The sequence below is a fragment of the Roseateles sp. YR242 genome, from assembly GCF_900109745.1.
Lineage (GTDB): Bacteria > Pseudomonadota > Gammaproteobacteria > Burkholderiales > Burkholderiaceae_C > Roseateles.
The window spans coordinates 21,389-39,769 of the sequence record NZ_FOAV01000024.1 but is presented as its reverse complement, the minus strand read 5'-3'; the positions used below and the strand labels follow the sequence as shown (position 1 = coordinate 39,769).

General features: G+C 66.8%; 15 protein-coding genes. 8 read left to right on the top strand and 7 right to left on the bottom strand.

Features of this window, described 5'->3' with window-relative positions; genetic code table 11:
• Positions 1-584 precede the first annotated feature (584 nt).
• From BMY53_RS24820 to BMY53_RS24810, 3 genes are all read left to right on the top strand, one after another.
• Positions 585-779, top strand: a complete 195-nt coding sequence (locus BMY53_RS24820) for a hypothetical protein (RefSeq protein WP_092949801.1) — start codon at positions 585-587, stop codon at positions 777-779.
• A 135-nt stretch (positions 780-914) separates the two neighbouring features.
• The gene (locus tag BMY53_RS24815) at positions 915-3,149 is read left to right on the top strand and encodes a TonB-dependent receptor (protein WP_092949799.1); all 2,235 of its coding nucleotides are present in this window, start codon (positions 915-917) and stop codon (positions 3,147-3,149) included.
• 64 nt (positions 3,150-3,213) lie between these two features.
• On the top strand, positions 3,214-4,470 hold the full coding sequence (locus BMY53_RS24810; RefSeq protein WP_092949797.1) for a PepSY-associated TM helix domain-containing protein: 1,257 nt from the start codon (positions 3,214-3,216) through the stop codon (positions 4,468-4,470).
• 621 nt (positions 4,471-5,091) lie between these two features.
• Here the strand turns inward: BMY53_RS24810 and BMY53_RS24805 are convergent.
• Complete coding sequence (locus BMY53_RS24805) at positions 5,092-6,003, bottom strand: 2-hydroxyacid dehydrogenase (protein ID WP_092949807.1); 912 nt, start codon at positions 6,001-6,003, stop codon at positions 5,092-5,094.
• 251 nt (positions 6,004-6,254) lie between these two features.
• Entirely contained in the window at positions 6,255-7,835 is a 1,581-nt protein-coding gene (locus BMY53_RS26775; protein ID WP_143074235.1) for a DUF2968 domain-containing protein, read from the bottom strand.
• Between the two features lie 264 nt (positions 7,836-8,099).
• Between BMY53_RS26775 and BMY53_RS24795 the strand changes: the two genes are divergently transcribed.
• A complete protein-coding gene (locus BMY53_RS24795; RefSeq protein ID WP_092949793.1) occupies positions 8,100-9,827 on the top strand; it encodes an ABC transporter permease in 1,728 nt (575 codons plus the stop codon).
• A 23-nt stretch (positions 9,828-9,850) separates the two neighbouring features.
• Positions 9,851-11,170, top strand: a complete 1,320-nt coding sequence (locus tag BMY53_RS24790; protein WP_092949791.1) for an ABC transporter ATP-binding protein — start codon at positions 9,851-9,853, stop codon at positions 11,168-11,170.
• Positions 11,171-11,200: 30 nt separating this feature from the next.
• Here BMY53_RS24790 and BMY53_RS24785 read toward each other — a convergent pair whose 3' ends face one another.
• The gene (locus tag BMY53_RS24785; protein WP_092949789.1) at positions 11,201-11,596 is read right to left on the bottom strand and encodes a DUF3331 domain-containing protein; all 396 of its coding nucleotides are present in this window, start codon (positions 11,594-11,596) and stop codon (positions 11,201-11,203) included.
• Between the two features lie 114 nt (positions 11,597-11,710).
• Here BMY53_RS24785 and BMY53_RS24780 point away from each other — a divergent pair, with 114 nt between their 5' ends.
• Positions 11,711-12,373, top strand: a complete 663-nt coding sequence (locus BMY53_RS24780) for a TetR/AcrR family transcriptional regulator (RefSeq protein ID WP_092949787.1) — start codon at positions 11,711-11,713, stop codon at positions 12,371-12,373.
• Positions 12,374-12,804: 431 nt separating this feature from the next.
• Here the strand turns inward: BMY53_RS24780 and BMY53_RS24775 are convergent, their stop codons facing one another.
• The 3 genes from BMY53_RS24775 to BMY53_RS24765 form a co-directional block, all read right to left on the bottom strand.
• The gene (locus tag BMY53_RS24775; RefSeq protein WP_255370371.1) at positions 12,805-13,557 is read right to left on the bottom strand and encodes a fumarylacetoacetate hydrolase family protein; all 753 of its coding nucleotides are present in this window, start codon (positions 13,555-13,557) and stop codon (positions 12,805-12,807) included.
• A 233-nt stretch (positions 13,558-13,790) separates the two neighbouring features.
• Positions 13,791-14,012: a hypothetical protein gene (locus BMY53_RS24770; protein WP_092949783.1), complete on the bottom strand. Its 222-nt coding sequence runs from the start codon at positions 14,010-14,012 to the stop codon at positions 13,791-13,793.
• Positions 14,013-14,076: 64 nt separating this feature from the next.
• Positions 14,077-15,423, bottom strand: coding sequence for an MFS transporter (locus BMY53_RS24765; RefSeq protein WP_092949781.1), 1,347 nt, complete (start codon positions 15,421-15,423; stop codon positions 14,077-14,079).
• Positions 15,424-15,575: 152 nt separating this feature from the next.
• Between BMY53_RS24765 and BMY53_RS24760 the strand changes: the two genes are divergently transcribed.
• Complete coding sequence (locus BMY53_RS24760; protein WP_092949779.1) at positions 15,576-16,553, top strand: GlxA family transcriptional regulator; 978 nt, start codon at positions 15,576-15,578, stop codon at positions 16,551-16,553.
• A gap of 85 nt (positions 16,554-16,638) precedes the next feature.
• Here BMY53_RS24760 and BMY53_RS24755 read toward each other — a convergent pair whose 3' ends face one another.
• Complete coding sequence (locus tag BMY53_RS24755) at positions 16,639-16,965, bottom strand: hypothetical protein (protein ID WP_092949777.1); 327 nt, start codon at positions 16,963-16,965, stop codon at positions 16,639-16,641.
• Between the two features lie 224 nt (positions 16,966-17,189).
• Here BMY53_RS24755 and pobA point away from each other — a divergent pair, with 224 nt between their 5' ends.
• The gene (gene pobA / locus BMY53_RS24750) at positions 17,190-18,377 is read left to right on the top strand and encodes a 4-hydroxybenzoate 3-monooxygenase (RefSeq protein WP_092949775.1); all 1,188 of its coding nucleotides are present in this window, start codon (positions 17,190-17,192) and stop codon (positions 18,375-18,377) included.
• Positions 18,378-18,381 lie beyond the last annotated feature (4 nt).

Genomic DNA, 18,381 nt, shown 5'->3' with positions numbered 1-18,381 from the left:
GGTACTTCCCCTTCTCGTCCAACAACGCGACGTCGAGCTTGGCCTTGCTCACGTCCACCCCCACCATCGAAGTCATGACCAACCTCCTCAATGAGCGCGCCTATTCGACATGCGCATCCTGATACGCGAGGTCGCCGCCGGGCAAACACCGGCGGCGCCCCAAGACACCGTCCGAGCTACAGCGTCGAATCCGACCAACGTGCCCCACTCTTAACTTCGGGATAGAACCCAGGAAGGTATCCAGGGTCACGTGGCGGGCTTCCATCAGCGCGAAGGAAGCAGGAGGGAAAGTATCAGGAAGGAATGGCCCGCGGAGCGGGACAGGAGGGACATGAAGCAAATACCCCCCGGGCCGGCGCTTTCTGGCGGTGGCCACCGGGGGGGTCTATCGGAGGGATCCAGGTGCAGCCACCGACTCCGGTCGCCCCCCGAGGGAGACCTCCCCACCCCCAGGCCCCTGCACCATCTCCAGGCACCCGTTGTCAATGCCGCACACCTGGTGCCGCTCAACGCCCACCCTGGCATGGAAAAACCACCCCAACCCGCTAAGATGAGAACCGTTGTCATTTGAGAAGACTTCGCAAATGTTCTCCCCCGAAACCCGCCGCCTCTGGGCGTGGCCGCTGCTGCTGGGCCTGCTCAGCGCCAGTGGTTTGTTGACTGCCCTGGTGTCGGATCACTGGGGTGATGTCTGGTCGTGGTTTGGCCTGGGCGTGCCTGTGGCCGTGATGGCCTGGTACGGCTGGCGGCGCGCGCCGGCTTCCCAGCAGTCCCGATGACAGGACCTGAGGCCGGTGCGGCGCGACCACACCCCTGCCTCTGAATTTCCGATTCACCACCCTCGGCCCTGGCGCCCACGCAGCTTGCCGCCCCGGCCCCAACGCCCCTTCCGTAAAGCCGTCCCCAAGGTCCCCATGCCCAGCCTCGTCCTCCGCCCTCTCACCCTCGCCGTCGCCCTCAGTTGCCTCAGCCTTGCTGCGCACGCCCAACATGCCCCTGCGCCAGCACCCGCTGCCAGCGACGCCAAGGCCAAGGACGCCCAGGAAGCGACCCAGTTGCCGGTCGTCACCGTCAGCGCAACAGCGGATGCCAAGGGCCTCGCGGCTGCCTACGCGGGCGGCCAGGTCGCTCGCGGCGGCCGTGCAGGCATCCTGGGCACCAAGGACAACATGGAGACGCCGTTCAGCATCACGGCCTATACCAACGACCTCATCCAGGACCGTCAGGCCAAGAGCGTTGCCGAAGTCCTGCAGAACGACCCTGGTGTCCGGGTGGCCCGCGGCTACGGCAACTTCCAGGAAACCTACTTCATGCGTGGCTTCATCGTCGGTTCGGATGATGTGGCCTACAACGGGCTCTACAGCCTGCTGCCCCGCCAGTATGTGGCCTCCGAACTGTTCGAGCGCGTCGAAGTCCTGCGCGGCGCATCCGCCTTCCTGATGGGGGCCAGCCCCAATGGCGGGGGCATCGGCGGCAACATCAGCCTGCTGCCGAAGCGGGCGCCCAACGAAGCCCTCACCCGAGTGACGGTCAACACAGGCAGTGGTGATGCTGGCGGCGTGGCGATCGACGTCGCGCGTCGTTTTGGCCCGGACCATGCCACCGGGGTGCGCTTCAACGCCGCATACCGTGATGGCGGCACCGCCGTGGACGACGAGAAGTCCAAGACCAGCGTGGCCTCGCTCGGTCTGGACTGGCGCAGTCGCGATGTGCGCTTGTCCGGCGACATCGGCTATCAGGACAACCAGCTCAAGCGCACGCGCCCCAGCGTGACGGTCAACGGCCTGACCTCGGTGCCAGCCGTGCCCGACAACAGCACCAACTTTGCCCAGCCCTGGACCTACTCCAACGAACGCGACGTGTTCGGCTCGGTGCGCGGCGAATGGGACATCAACAGCAATGTCACCGCCTGGGCCGCCTACGGCGCGCGCCGCAGTGATGAATCCAACCGCCTGGCGGGCGTTACCGTCACCGACGCCACCACTGGCGATGGCACCTGGTACCGGTTCGACAACGTCCGCCACGACAGCGTCGATACCGGCGAGATCGGCCTGCGCGGCAAGCTCAGGACCGGCAGCATCGGCCATGAATGGGTCGTGTCGGCCGCCGCCTTCGCGCTGGACACCAAGAACGGCTATGCGATGGACTTCCTGAACACGCAGCCGACCAACATCTACCAGCCCACCACCAGCACGCTGCCGGATTTCTCGTCGTCGGTCTACACCGGCAACAGTACCGCCGACCCGCTGATCAACACCCGCGTGCGAACCAGCAGTGTGGCCATCGGCGACACGCTCTCGATGCTGGACGACCAGGTGCTGCTGACCCTGGGCCTGCGCCACCAGACCCTCAAGCAGGACAGCATCAGCGCCACCACCTCCTTCCTGGGCACCGTGACACCGGGCGGCACCGTCACCACCTACGACAAGAGCAAGACCAGCCCGGTGGTGGGCGCCGTGTTCAAGGCCACGAAGCAGTTCTCGCTCTACGGCAACTACATTGAAGGCTTGGTCAAGGGTGACAGCCTGGCCGCGCAGGACGGTCTGCCGGCGCGCGACCTGGCGCCCTACGCCTCCCGCCAGAAGGAACTGGGCGTGAAATACGACGGCGGCCGCCTTGGCTTTACCGCTGCCTGGTTCACCACCAACAAGCCACGCGCCGTACTGGCCCAGAACACCGCCCAAGGTGAGGACCGCCACCGCGGCGTGGAACTGACGGCCTTTGGCCTGGCCACCCGCAGCGTGAAGATCCTGGGCGGGGTGAACTTCCTGGACGCGAAGCAGCACGGCACCGGCGACGACAGCACCGAAGGCAAGCGCACGCTGGGTATCCCCGAGTTCCAGGGCAATGTCGGCGTGGAATGGGAAGTCCCGTACGTGCAGGGCCTGGCCCTGGACAGCCGTGTGGTTCACACCGGCAAGGTCTACGCCGACAGCGCCAACACCCTGCGTGTGCCGGCCTGGACCCGTCTGGATGCCGGTGCCCGCTACATGTTCGAGGTGCAAGGCACGCTGCTCACCCTGCGCGCCCGCGTGGACAACCTGACCAACAAGAAGTACTGGGCCTCCGCTGGCGGCTACCCCGACCAGAGCTACCTGGTGGTGGGTGCGCCGCGCAGCTTCAATCTGAGCGTCAGCGCGGACTTCTGATCCGGTTCCGCCCCGACACGTCGCCATAGCCACCGCCATAGCCAACGCATCCCAAGGACCCGCCATGCTCAGCTCGCGCGCCATCCGCATCTGGACCTGGATCCATAAATGGACCAGTCTCATCTGCACGCTGTTCATGCTGCTGCTGTGCCTGACCGGCCTGCCGCTGATCTTTCATCATGAGATCGGGCACCTGCTGGGCGATGAGATCGAGGCGCCGGCACTGACGGCCGAGCAGACCGCTCAACTGGCCCAGCAGCCGCCCGCCAGCCTGGACACGCTGGCTCAGGCCGCCAAGGCCCGGTATCCAGACCGGGTGATCCAGTTCGCCGGCCCCAACGACGACGACGACCGCTTGTGGTGGTTCACCATGACGCCGACGCCGGCCCCCACCGACGACTACAAGTCGATTGCCGTGGATACCCGCACGGGCCTGCTGGTCGGGGACTACAAGGTCGGTGAAGGCTTCATGGACCTGATGCTGCGCCTGCACGTGGACATGTTTGCCGGCTTGCCCGGCAAGCTGTTCCTGGGCTTGATGGGTCTGTTGCTGCTGGTGGCCCTGGTGAGTGGCGTGGTGCTCTACGCCCCGTTCATGCGCAAGCTGGCATTCGGCGAGGTGCGCCGCAGCCGCTCCACCCGCATCAAGTGGCTGGACCTGCACAACCTGCTGGGCATCGTCACGCTGGTGTGGTGCTTCGTGGTGGGCGCCACCGGCATGATCAACACCTGGGCCGACCTGCTGGTGAAGTATTGGCAGTACGACCAGCTCAGCACCCTTCTGGCACCCTACAAGGACGAAACCGTCACGCCGATGGACCAACGCGGCTCGCTGCAACTGGCGCTGGACAACGCCACTGCGAAAGCCCCGGGCATGAAGGTGTCGTTCGTGGCCTTCCCCGGCACCGCCTATTCCAGCCCGCACCACAACACCGTCTTCCTCAAGGGCATGACGCCGCTGACCTCACGGCTGCTTCAGCCGATGTTGATGGACGCCAAGACCGGCGAGCTGACCGCCGCGCCCGCGCTGCCGTGGTACCTGACCGGGCTGCTGGTCTCGCAGCCGTTGCACTTCGGTGACTATGGCGGCATGCCGATGAAGATCCTGTGGGCCCTGCTGGACGTGGCCACCATCATCGTGCTGGGCTCCGGCGTCTATCTGTGGCTGCGCAAGCCGCAGGGCGCGCGCCGCAAGGCGGGTGCACCGATAGCGGCCACGCCAGCGCTGGAGGAGGCGCTGGACGAGACCCCGGGTGCGGCGCAGGACCCGTCCTTGGCGCCGGCGCTGAACCAGGCACCGGCGGGTTCAGCCACCGCCTGATCATCACGCCCTGCCCGCGCCGCCTGCGGCTCGGGGCCCTTGCTGCGTGCTCGGGGCACCCAGGCGACAGCTTGGCCTGAACGCTCCCACCAGGCGCCCGTCCATCCACCGGACTTCCCGCAGCCTGCTGGTGGCGGTGTGCGGAGACGACAACAACCGGCGTTGACTACTGTATGCCCATCCAGTACATTGACTTCATCGCGGCGGCGCGCTTCGAGGGAGTTCGAAGCGCATCAGCCGTCAATCCTTCGGCTACTGGAGATGGTGATGCAGGTATTCAAGCAACGAGTCTGGTCCTCGCTGAACAACGCGGATGCCTGGGTGCTGGGCATCGGCCTGCTCTCCTGCCTGGGGCTGATCACCGGCGTGATTGGGTGATCGAGAGGGTCGTTTCGGCCCTGTCGCTTCGCCCCTGTCGCCCCCCACCGCGATAACGGCTCACACAGGCAATGCCTGCGTAGCCCGTTCTTTCAGTTCGCGATTCAGGTCGCTTTTCAGTTCTCGTTTCAGTTCAAACCCCCTTGGTCCGCCCTGCTGGCGTGCCTGGCCGTCGTGACGCACCTAGGTGAATCGCCTGTGGTGAATCGCGACAGCCGGTACTCCCGGGCGGACTTTTTTTGCTTACAGCGGTGTCTGCAGGGGCTGCCCGTTCTGCCAGCGTTCCACGTTGAGCAGGAACAGATCTACCGTAGCCTGCACCGACTCGGGCGACCAGCCCGCGATGTGCGGCGTCAGGATCACATTGGGGAAGTCCAGCAACGCCTCCGGCGGATGCGGTTCTGATTCATACACATCCAGCCCGGCGCCCGCCAACTGGCCAGCGGCCAAGGCTCGTGCCAGTGCCGCCGTATCCACCAGGCTGCCCCGCGCAATGTTCACCAGATGGCCTCGCGGGCCCAACGCCGCCAGCACATCCGCATTGACGATGTGTTTGGTGCCCGGGCCACCCGGCGCCGCGACGATCAGGAAGTCCGCCCAGGTGGCCAGGCCCAGCACCGAATTGAAGTACTGGCAGCCCTGTGAGTCGTTGCGCGGCCGTCGGTTGTGGTAGGCCACTTCCATATCAAAGGCCTGCGCCCGGCGCGCAATCCTCAGCCCGATGGTGCCCATGCCCAGGATGCCCAGCCGGCGCCCGTTCACGCTCGGTCGCAACGGCAGGTCATCCCGCCAGATGCCGGCGCGGAGTGCCTTCTCCTGTTGCGGCAGCGCGCGGACGCTGGCCAGCAGCAAGGCCATGGCGTGATCGGCCACGCAGGCGTCGTTGGTGCCGGCGCCATTGGCCAGCGCCACCCCGCGCGCCTTGGCGGCCGCGACATCGATGTTTTCATAACCCGCTCCAAGGGCGGCTGCAAAGCCGAGCTTCGGCAACGCGGCGATCTCGTCGGCACGCAGCCCCACCGACCCGATGGTGAGCACCAGTTCGATGCTGGCCCCCTGCTCCGCCACCGCCTTGGCCCGCAGGGCCGCCGTGGGGGCATAGATCACCTCGAAGCGCTGCCGCAGTTGGGACTGATGCTCTTCCGCCATGGGCATCAGCAGCAACAGCCGAGGCAGGTGGGTGGTCGAGCTCGGGCGGGTGTCGGTCACGGGTATCCCCAGGATGTTCGCGTCGCTGGGATGATAGGACCAGGCCTGCGTTAGCCCCCCGGCGAGCGGGCGTGCACCGCACGGCGCCTGCGCAAGGTTGGGGCGCGTCAGGTAGGGGGCGCGCGTCGGGTGGGCGGCCCGCCGAACCGACCATGGATGAGATGGCAGCCTTGATGGAGCCCCCTGGCGGGGACTCGTTATGGCTGGCGGGGCCGCCCATCCGGACCGCACAGCGGCAGGTTGCGCTCTGCGGCAGGCACGGCCTGACCGGGCCGCGCGAACCGGCATTCACCAGCGCCCTTGCGGGACGAGGCAATATCACCAGGGGCTCCGCTGGCAGACGGGTCCAGTTGGCGACGCAACTCCATCAGCCGGCGCTGCTCGGCCGCCAACTGCTCCTGCAACTGGCGCCGCTGCTGCTGCAGCTCCGCGACATCGGACCGGGTCTGTGACTCCTGGGCCTGAATCATGGCCTTGTAGCGACGGTCGGCCTCCAGCTCCTCGGCCATCTGATGGGCCTGGGCCTTGGCATCCCTCAGCTCACGTTCCGCCGCCTCCGTCTGGGCCCGCAACTCCAGATGGCGGATCTCGCCGGCCGCCAGCATGGCGGACTGGCTTGCGAATTCGTCATAGGTCCGCAGGGCCTGCCCGCTGTCCATGCCCTGCACCACACGCCAGGTGTCGCCCCTATGGGAGAGCATCACGAAATACCGTGCCGAGGCCGCATGGAAGAGCAATGTGGCGTTGTATTCACCGTTTTCGGTGCGACGCATCACGGCCAGGCCGCCGTTGGCCTTCAGACGTTCAACTTCGGCCATCAGCGGAGAACGAATCGGCCCCGGCGGGGACGATGTTCCCGTGCCCGTGCTGGTACTGGCGCCTGCCGTGGCACCCGCGCCCGATGCGGCGTCTGCGGCCCCACTTGCCTTCACACCGGCATTGACCGGCATCAGAGATGCGGCCGCTGCACCGCGCCAGGCGGGAGAAAGGGCTGGCGCCATGAAGACCGGTGCGCGCGCGGTGGATGGAGCGGTCACGGGCGATGCAGCGCCGGACGAAGACGGCGGCCGCGGCCCCAGACTCGGTGATGGGGCGGGAAGCGGGGCGGGAAGCGGGGCGGCAGTCGGGTTGGTGGGCGCTGGGGTGGTCGATGCCGGCTTCTGCGTTGGCAGTTGCCTTGCTTGTGGCGAAGGCTCCTGCATCGGCTTTTGTGCTGCCGCCGCTACCTGCGCAGCGTCAATCGTGCTCGCAGCACTCAATGGCTCCCCCATCAACGCGGGCCGCCCAGCCTCCCCTTGGCCCGCCAGCCGACGGAACGACTCGAAGCTGAGCATCGCGCCGCGCTCGTTGTCCGCCTTCACCACACGCCGCACATCGCCGCCCAGGGTGGACACCACGATGTAGTGCATGTTGGTCTTGGGATGCAGCAGCAGCTCGATGGTGCCCTGCTCCATCTTCAGCTTGCGCAGCGAGGTCAACGCCTGCTGCGAGCGCAACACCTGCAGCTCCAGCACGTTGGCCGCCTCCTGCGGCGTGGCGGTAGACGGCGCGCCCGAATTGGCCTGGGCATCGGCCTGGGCATCGGCCTGGGCCAGCGTGGCACCGTGCCAGCAGGCCACCACCAGCAACGGCATTACCGCCAGCAACGGCTTCACGCAGCCGGCCGTCAGACGCCGCAGACCGTCTCGCCACGCCCGGCGCGAGGCGAGATGCCAACCCGTGCGTGGCCGGACAGGGTCGGAAGAAGAGAAAGACTCATGGCGATCATGGCGGATCATGGCGGATGAATGTGGATCGATGGGGATCGGCATTGTGGAAACGCCGTCGCCGCAAGCACCGTCGAATCGGTCAAGTTCACCGAAGCAGCGCAAAAGCTGGCCAGCGGGAAGCCCCTCATTTAGGTCGTTAACCCATCAAGGCTGAGGACTACTCGCCACCATTCGGGGTGGGCGAAAACGCCGACAGGTTTCTGAAGGGCACTTCATGCATGCTGCGCACCTGACTGTCGTCTCCCGACAGACGCATCCCGAGAAAGCCTCACCATGAACCGCCGCGAATTCTTCCCGCGGCAGGTGGTCGATGCGGGCGCGAACCGCTGGGACTGGGCCCTGCTGCCCCTGGTCCTTGCCACACTGGTGCTGCTGGCCTACGGCGCTGCGCAGATGGCCCGTCCGTTCGAGCTCGGCGACCCGCTGCCCTTGTCGCTGGATCCGTCCCGCCTGCCGTATTACCTGCTGCGCACCAACTTGCGGATGCTGGCCGCCATGGTGATGGCGCTGATCTTCAGCGGCGCCTTCGCCGTGCTGGCGGCCAAGGTGCGCGCGGCGGAGAAGGTGCTGGTGCCGATGCTGGACATCCTGCAGTCCATTCCCATCCTGGGTTTTCTGTCCATCACCGTCACCGGCTTCATTGCACTGTTCCCTGGCAACCTGCTGGGCGTGGAATGCGCAGCCATCTTCGCCATCTTCACCTCGCAGGCCTGGAACATGGCGTTCAGCCTCTACCAGTCGCTGCGCACGGTGCCGGCCGAGCTGCAGGAAGCTGCGCAAGTGTTCCAGCTCTCGGGCGGGCAGCGCTTCTGGCGCCTGGAGCTGCCCTACGCCATGCCGGCGCTGCTGTGGAACATGATGATGTCCATGTCCGGGGGCTGGTTCTTCGTGGTGGCGTCGGAGGCCATCTCGGTTTCCAACCAAAGCATCAAGCTGCCGGGCGTGGGGTCCTACATCGCCTTGGCGATCGAGTCCAAAGACCTGCCCGCCATCGGCTGGGCGATCCTGTGCATGCTGATCGGCATCCTGCTGTATGACCAACTGGTGTTCCGCCCGTTGGTGGCCTGGGCCGACAAGTTCCGTTTCGAGGACAGCGGCGGTGAAACCGCCCCCGACTCCTGGATGCTGAACTGGCTGCGCCGCACGCAGATGACGCGCCGCCTCGGCGGCTGGTTCGTGGAACAGCTCGAACGCAGCCTGGTCTGGTTCCGGCGCCCGCATGACGGCACGTCCATCCGCGCACGTCAGCGCCATGCGGGCCCGCCCTGGCAGCGGTTGTGGGATGCCGTGCTGGCCGCTGCCGTCATGTTTGCGCTGTGGCAGCTTGTAGCGTTTGTGCACAGCGAGGTGGGTTGGGCGGAGGCCGGCCATGTCTTCCTGCTGGGCGGCATCACCTTGCTGCGGGTGATGGTGCTGATCGCCCTGGCCGCGCTGGTGTGGGTGCCGGTGGGCATCTGGATTGGCCTGAACCCCCGCTGGAGCGGGCGGCTGCAGGCGGTGGCGCAGTTCCTGGCCGCCTTCCCGGCCAACCTGCTGTTCCCGGTGGCAGTGCTCGCCATCGTGCACTGGAAGCTCAATGCCGACCTGTGGCTGTCGCCGCTGATGATCTTCGGCACGCAGTGGTATCTGTTGTTCAACGTCATTGCCGGCGCCTCCAACATTCCGGCAGAGCTGCGCCACGCGGCCGGCAACCTGGGCCTGAGCGGCTGGCTGAAGTGGCGCCGCTACCTGTTGCCGGCAGTGTTCCCCAGCTTCGTCACTGGTGCCATCACGGCCAGCGGCGGCTCCTGGAACGCCAGCATCGTGGCCGAATACGTCACCTGGGGCGACACCACCGTCCAGGCCCATGGCCTGGGCGCCTACATCGCACAGATGACGGCGCTGGGGGACTTCCCCCGCATTGCGCTGGGTATCGGGGTGATGTGCATCTTCGTGATGGGCCTCAACCATTTTGTCTGGCGCCGCCTCTATCGGCTGGCCGAAGACCGCATGCATTTCTGACACCGCCCCCCGCAGGAGCATTCATGTCCGCTTCCATCCTCGAACTGTCCGGCGTCGGCAAGACCTTCCGTTCTGCGGATGGCCACCTGCGCCCCGTGCTGCAGGCGGTGGACTTCAACCTGCGCGATGGTGAGATCGTGGCGCTGCTGGGCCAGTCCGGCTCCGGCAAGAGCACGCTGCTGCGCATCATGGCGGGCCTGGTGAAGGCTGACCATGGCCAGGTGCGCTATCGCGGCCAGCCCCTGTCGGGCCCGGCGCGGGGCATCAGCATGGTGTTCCAGTCCTTTGCCCTGTTCCCGTGGCTGACGGTGCAGCAGAACGTCGAATTGGGTCTTGAGGCGCGCGGCATGCCCAAGGCCGAACGCGAGAAACGCGCCGAGGCCGCCATTGCACTCATCGGCCTGGCCGGCTTCGAGGGCGCCCTGCCGCGTGAACTCTCCGGCGGCATGCGCCAGCGCGTGGGGATCGCCCGTGCCCTGGTGACCGAGCCGGATGTGCTGCTGATGGACGAGGCCTTCTCCGCGCTGGATGTCCTCACCGGCGAGCGCCTGCGCGAGGACATCCTGGAGCTGTGGCAAGGCGGCGGCATGCCCACCAAGGCCATGCTGGTCGTCTCCCACAACATCGAGGAAGCGGTGCTGATGGCTGATCGCATACTGATCTTCGCCAGCGACCCCGGTCGCATCCGCTGCCAGTTGTCCGTCCAGTTGCCGCGCCCCCGGGACCCGGAGAGTGCGGATGTGCGCGCCCTGATCGACGAGGTCTATGCATTGATGACGGCCGGTGCCGCGCGCCCGGGCCGTTCTCACGGCACGGTGGAGGCCGGTGTGGCCACGCCCCCGCCGCTGGTGGAACGCCTGCCCGCAGCCGACGTGGCGCGCATGGACGGCCTGCTGGAGCTGCTGGCCGAGCCGCCCTTCGAGGGCCGCGCGGATCTGCCCCAACTCTGCGAGGAAGCTGGCCTGCCGGATGCGGAGCTGCTGCCGGTGGCACATGCCCTCGCGCTGCTGGGCCTGGCGCAGCTCGACAGCGGCGACCTGCAACTCACGCCGCTGGGCCGTCGTTATGTGGACGGCCCTAACGAACTGCGGCGTGGCCTCTTCGGCCAGCAGGTGATGGCGCAGGTGCCGCTGATTGCGCACATCCGCCACAGCCTGGAACAGGAACCCACCGGCCAGATGATGGACACACCCGTGCGGCGCCTGCTCAGCGAGCATCTGGACGACGCAGAGGCCGATGCGGTGATGAAGACCGCCGTCACCTGGGCCCGGCACGGCGAGGTCTTCGAATACGACTACAACACCGGCAAGCTGAGCCTGCCTGCCGGGGATGCGCTGGCGTAATGTCCGGGGATGAGGCGCTGGCGTGAAGCGTCAGGCGTCCACGAAGGCGGCGGCGATCATGGAGCCGGCATTGACCGGCGCCCCGTCATCCCGCGGGCAGTACACCGTGTCGCCGATTCGGATCTGGCTGCCGCTGAGCACACACACGCCGGTGCGCTTGGCCGGGGCCATGTCCCAGATCTGGTAGCCGTAATGGCAGACGCCAGGGTGCGACCAGGAAATCGCTGCGGTGCGCGGTGTGGGGCGGTCCAGCACATGGATCGTGGCGGGCGGGCGGGGCGCTGCGCCATCATTGACCGGGCGGCGCACCGGCGCCAGGCTCGGCGGGCGCCAGGCGTTCGTTGCTTCATCCGCAGTACGCCCGCCCAGCCAGGCGACGGTGCGCAACCAGCCCTCATGGGCCATTTCCTTTTGCTCGCTGTGCATGCCTGCACCACCTTTCCGCGACGCGCTCCCAAGGCATCCCCCTGCGAGCCAACCGTTGTCAGAGACTTCTGAAATAATTCAACGAGTGATGAATATAGCAAAGAAGCCGGCGCCATGAGCCAAGCCCCTACCCCTGCCAAGCCCGCTCCGCGCGCCCGGCGCAGCCGTGGCCGGCCGTGCAGCGATGCAGCGCAGGGCGCAGACGCCTTGTTGCGCACCGCCCGCGGCACCTTCGCCAAGCGAGGCTACGACGCCACCAGCGTGCGTGACATCGCCCGCCAGGCCGGCGTGGATCCGGCGCTCATCGCCCATCACTTCGGCTCCAAGGAAGCCTTGTGGCTGGCCGTGGTGGAGCACATCGCCGGGCAGATCGATTCGCTGCTGGTGCTGGCGAAATCGCTGCGTTCGCGTGCGGACCTGTCGCCGCGCCAGCGGGTGATCGAAGCGCTGGTGCACTTCATCGACAAGGTGTTCGAGGACCCGGACATCGGCATGTTCTTCTCCACCGCCGCCACCGAAGAGGGTGAGCGGCTGAATGTGTTGGTGGACCGTATGGTGCGTCCCTTCCACGAAGTATTCATGCCTCTCATGGACGATGCGATTGCCTCCGGCGACTTCAAGCCTTGTGACTCCGCGCTGATGTTCTCCATGCTCACCCAGGGCATCAGCAAGACGGTGGCTTACGCCCATGTGCTGCGCGCCGTTTCCCCGTTGCCGCAGGATCCGGTGCGCTTCAAGCAGGAGTTGCTCAGGGTGGTGCTCAACCTGCTGGGTTGATCGGGTTTCAAGCCCCCTGGGATAACTTTCTGAACATCGGCGGGCTGTTCATGCGTTCTGTGGACAAGCCTGTTGGAAGCCCGGGCAGGGATGCGCTAAGTGCTTGTCAGGCCTGGAAGAACCCTGTACTGCTCAAGTTTTAGGCAGTAAGGCATATCCCCGGCATACCCCTGCCACTTCGTGCGGACTGCGGTTCAAAAGCGAGGTTTCAGCAGCCTCATGGGGGCCCCCTCCCCGCCTGGGGACAAGTCTTTCTCTCGTGAAAAACCTCTCAGCCGCTGTTCACCCGTTCTGTGGACAAGTCTGTTGGAAGGGCGGGCAGTACTTGCACAACCCGTTGATTTCACAGGGAATCCTCTGGAGTGCTTCATTTTTGAGCACCATCCACAGGAGCTGGCAGAGGGGGGACACGCCCCCTCCTGACGGAAGCCTCAGACGATGCGGATTCCCAGGTTGGGCAGGCCGTCGATGTGGCAATCGATCACATCGCCCTTCACCACCGGCCCGACGTTCTCCGGCGTGCCGCTGTAGATGATGTCGCCGGGCCGCAGCTCGAAGGCTTTAGAGAGGTTGGCAATCTGCTCCGCGACGCTCCAGATCATCATGCCGAGGTCGGCGTTCTGCTTGGTCTGGCCGTTGACCTTCAGCCAGATGGCGCCCTGCTTCGGATGACCCAGCAGGGCCACTGGATGGATGGGGCCGATGGGGGCGGCGTGGTCAAAGCTCTTGCCGATCTCCCAGGGCTTCTTTTCGTTGCCCATGGCGCGCTGCAGGTCGCGTCGGGTCATGTCCAGGCCGATGGCGTAGCCATAGACCAAGTCCAGCGCCTGCTCCGGTGCGATGTCCCGGCCCCCCTTGTGCAGCGCCGCGACCAGTTCCACCTCATAGTGGTAGTTGTTCGTCAGGCTTGGATAGGGATGATCGGCCACGGTGCCGGGCACCACGTTCTGGATGGCATCGGTGGGTTTCTGGAAGAAGAACGGCGGCTCCCGCGTCGGGTCGCTGCCCATCTCGCGGGCGTGCGCGGCGTAGTTGCGCCCGATGCAGTAGATGCGGCGCACCGGGAAGCGCTGATCGCTGCCGACGATGGGGATGGTGGTCGGCGTGAGCTCGAAGGGCGTCTTGAGCGTGGTCTGCTGGGCCTGACCAGGCAACGCGCAGCCAGCGACAGCACCAGCGGCCATGGCGGCGGATGTGCTCAGCAGCGAGCGGCGGCGCGGGCTTGTCGGGCTTGTCGGGCTTGTCGGGTTGAGCAGGTGGCGCGGGTGGAATGGGCGCAATGGGCTCTTGGGATCGGTCATGTCTGTCTCCTGGTGGGGAAAAAGCTATCTCCAAGGAGCCAGACTAGGCCCCAGCGCCCACTGCGGCCTATCGGCGTTTGCCACGACAAGCCACCCCGGTGGGCGATCAGCGGGCCTCACGGCACCGGTGCCGTCATGCAAAAGCCTCCCAGGCGGCCATCTACCCAGGCAAGGCCCACGGCCAGTGGATCCGTCCAGGCGGCGCCCAGCAACAGGGCCACAGCGACCACGCCCCACGCCCATCGCCGCGCTGTGGTCCGCCTGCCGCTAGCCATGGCCATGGCCACACAGGGCGTCACAACACCGAGCGCCAGCAGAAGCTGCAGGATGAAGTTCATCACACAGGGCCATCAGAGCGCCATCAATGCGCCATAACGGCGTCATGCGGGCGTCGCGAGGGCATCATGACGTCACAGCGTTCGGTGACACCCCAGCCGGTGCTGCGCCAACACCGGCATCCCCGGCCTCCCCGTCATCCACGCCGCCTGCCAGGTCTGGCGCGGGGCGCGGCGCCAGCAACAGCCAGTTCGCCACGCCGCCGAGCGCCGTCACGGCGGCCAGGCCCGCGATGAACACGCCATAACCACCGGTCAGGTCCCGACACTGCGCCGCCAGCTGCACCGAGGCAAACGCACCGGCTTGATGGGCCAGGAACAACCAGCCAAAGGCCTGCCCCTTGACCGCCCTGCCATAACGCTCCAGGCACAGCATCGAGGTCAGCACCACCGAGCCGAGATAGGTGGCGCCGAACAAGGCCGCAAAGCCCAGGGTCTGCCACTGCAGGACACCGCTCAGCAGCAACAGCACGGCCCCCGCCCGCATCAGGTAGAACGCGCCCAGCAGCCCGCGCTTGGAAACCCGCGTGGCCAGCCACCCGGTCAGCAGGCCGCTGATCAGCTCCAGAACACCCAGCAGGCTGAGGCTGCCGCCCATCAGCACACGCGGCGCCGACAAGTCCTGCCAGAAGGCCACCAGATGCACATCGATGAAGGCCATGGTGGCCCCGCAGCCAAAAAAGCCCAGGCCCAGTGCCACAAACCCCGGGTCCCGCCGAACGGCGGACCAGGCAGACGAGCGATGTGCGGCGCCGGCGCCCGGGTCGGTGGCTGGTGCCGGCTGAAGCGAGGCGGCCCGTCTCGCCCCCAGCGCGGCCAGCAAGGCCAGCGGCAATAGCACCACGCCGCCCACCAGCAGGAACATCGACTCCCATGCCATCTGCGGCGCGGCCCACAGCCACAGGGGCGACAGCACGATGAAGCTGATGGAGGTGCCATTGGTGATCACCGCGTACGCCAGCCCGGTCTTGCGCTGGTCAAACAGCCGGTCTACCAGTACGCCCATCGGCACATAGGTCATGGCCGCCAGGGCAAACGCCCCCAGCAGCCCGTAGGCCAGCATGAACACCGGCAAGTGGCCATGGAAGACGCTGGCGCCGGCCAGCGCTACCGCGCCGGCCAGGCATCCCGCCGCGACCGTCCACAGGGGCCCGCGCCGGTCGCTCAGCCAGCCCACCACCGGCGAGGCCAGACCCGTGACCAGCATGAACAAGGAACCGGACCATGCGAACTGCGAGCGGCTGCCGCCAAAGTGCTGCGCCAGCTCGCTGAAATAGACCTGGTAGAGGCTCTTGATGCTGGTGGAGCAGAACATCACCAGAAAGCCCAGGGCGACCAGGGCATGGACCAGCGTCCGCCTGGAGCTGGGCTGGGGATCCTGCGCGCCGGGTGCGGGCGAGAAGCTGGAGGACATGGCTGGCCTTGATCAACATGAAACCAGCCTGACGATAGGGGCGGCCATCCCCTTGCGGAAGCACGCCATGCGCTAGCTTCAGCAAAAATCCAGCCACGGCATGCCCATCCACATTCACGCGCATTCCGACAAGCCCTACCATCGCGCTCATCATGAAGCATGTCTACTTCCTGGTCATGCCTGCGGCCCACATGCTGGATCTGGCAGGCCCGCTGCAGATCATCAACTCGCTGCCGGAACTCGGGCTGGCGGAGGTGCGCATCCGCTGCATCAGCCCTGCTGCTTCGGTGGAGAGCTTCCAGCCCGTCACCCTCACCAACCTCCAGCCGCTGCCCGCCACGCTGCCCGCTGGTGCGGTGGTGTTCGTGATCGGTAGCAAGCTCAGTCCGGCATTGATGCGGTCAGAGGCCTGGCGCCGCGCGGTGCGCTGGCTCCAGGCGCAGAGCAGCGGCCGGCAAGATGCGCTCACGCTCTGCGGCGTCTGCACCGGCACGTTCCTCCTGGCAGATGCCGGCCTGCTGGACGGCAGGCTGTGCACCACCCACCATGCCCACATCCCCCGGCTGCGCAGCGCCTGCCCGGCCACCACCGTGCTGGAGAACCGGGTCTTTGTGCAGGATGGCGCGCTGCTGACCTCCGCGGGGGTGGCCTCTGGCATCGACCTGGCGCTTCATCTGGTCTGCGAGGCGTTCGGTGAGGACGCGGCCCTCCAGGTGGCCCGGGACAACGTGGTGCACTTTCGCCGCTTCGGCGCGGACCCCGAACTCTCCGCTGCCACGCGGTACCGTGCTCACGGCAACCAGCGCATCCATGCGGTGCAGGACGCCATCGCCACGCAGTTGCGCGCGCCCATCACCCTGGAGTCCCTGGCCGACGAGGCCGGGCTCAGCGCGCGCCATCTCACCCGGCTGTTCCAGGCGGAGACCGGCATCTCCATCAAGCAGTTCCAGATTGCCTTGCGCCTGGACCGGGCCCGCAAGCTGATGACCGGCTCACGCTGGTCCCTGGAGACGATTGCCGCCGAATGCGGCTTTGGCAGCGTGCAGGCACTGCGGGCCAACTGGAACCGGCATGAGGATCAACCGCCCTCGTCGTTGCGCGCGAGACGGGGGCTGAGGCCGCAGGACTGAATCGCGTCAGCCCGGGGCTGCCAGGCACAGGCACAGGCACAGGCTCGCGCACCGGCACCGGCACCATGCCGTCGCCATGCCGCCATCAGGCCTGCCAGACGCCGAACCCCGCCTCCCGCAATCCGATCGCCAGCTCCACCTCCATCTCCCGGGCCGCCTCATACGGCATCGGGTTGTAGACCTCATACAGCTGCGGCAGCAGGCGCAGCCCGTAGTCGAAGACAAAGCGGTTGGACTGGATGCCGGCCTTGTGCTTGTCGAAGCGCAGGTCGGGGTCCAGCCCGGTCATGCCCACGTAGACAAACGGCTTTCCCAGCCGGTAGTCCGGATTGGCCTTGCGAAAGCGCGGCTCGTTCCAGACCCGGTCCGAGAGTTCAACAACGTAGACGTGATGGTGATGGCGGCGCGACATGGGTGCAGGGGTTTCAGGCGCCACTATGCCGCAGCCGCGCCCCGCCGGAGGCGCCTGCGCAAGCCACCGCGCCCTGTCTTGTGACATACGAGGCGCGCCTGATGAGGGAATCCGTCCATTCCCGGCGAGGCGTCATCGGCCTAGGCTGCGAGGCAGGAGACAGACAGGGCGCCGCGCCCAGGCCCGCCACGAGGCCACGGCATGCATGAAAGGGCCTCACCAACATGAAGACTCACCGCACCCAGGTGCTGATCGTGGGCGCCGGCCCCGCCGGGCTGCTGCTGGGCCAGTTGCTGCACCGCGCCGGTATCGACAGCCTGATCGTTGAACGCTCATCGGGTGAGCACGTGCTGGCCCGCATCCGTGCCGGGGTGCTGGAAGCCGGCACCGTGGCCCTGCTCGATGAGGCAGGCGTCAGCGCCCGCCTGCATGCGCAAGGCCAGCCCCATCATGGTTTCGAGATGGCGGTGGCGGGTGTTCGCCACCGCATTGACCTCCAGGCGTTGGTGGGCCGCTCCGTCACCGTTTATGGCCAGACCGAAGTCACTCGCGACCTGATGGAGGCACGGCTTCAGACCGGCCGGCCGACCTGGTTCGAGGCTGCCCAGGTCCGGCTCGATGATTTCAGCGGGAGCAGCGGTGCACAGGTGCGCGCCAGCTGCGTCGTGCAAGGGGAGGCCCGGGAGATCGTGGCGGACTTCGTGGCCGGCTGCGACGGCTATCACGGCGTCTGCCGCGCCTCGGTCCCGCCGCAGGCCATCCACACCTACGAGAAGGTCTATCCCTTTGGCTGGCTGGGCCTGCTCAGCAACACGCCGCCGGTCGCGCCAGAGCTTCTCTACACACGCCATGAGCGAGGCTTCAGCCTGTGCAGCATGCGCTCGCCCACCCGCAGCCGCTACTACCTGCAGGTGGCGCTGACAGAGAAGGTGGAAGACTGGAGCGACCAACGCTTCTGGGACGAACTGCGCAGCCGGCTGGACCCGGAGACCGCCAGCAGCCTCATCACGGGGGCATCGCTGGAGAAAAGCATCGCGCCGCTGCGCAGCTTCGTCGCCGAACCCATGCGCTTCGGCCGCCTGTTCCTGGCTGGCGACGCCGCCCACATCGTGCCGCCCACCGGGGCCAAGGGGCTCAACCTGGCCGCGTCCGATGTTCGTTATCTTTCGCAGGCGTTCATCGAGCACTTCCAGGAAGGCAGCCATGCGGGCCTCGATCACTACTCCAGCCGCTGCCTCGCCCGCGTCTGGAAAGCCGAGCGCTTCTCCTGGTGGATGACCAGCCTGATGCACAACTTCGACCAGGAGCCGGAGATCCAGCGCAAGCTGCAGCAAGCGGAGCTGGACTACCTTCTGAGTTCCGAGGCGGCCCAACGTGTCCTGGCGGAGAACTACGTCGGGCTGCCGTTCTGAGGCG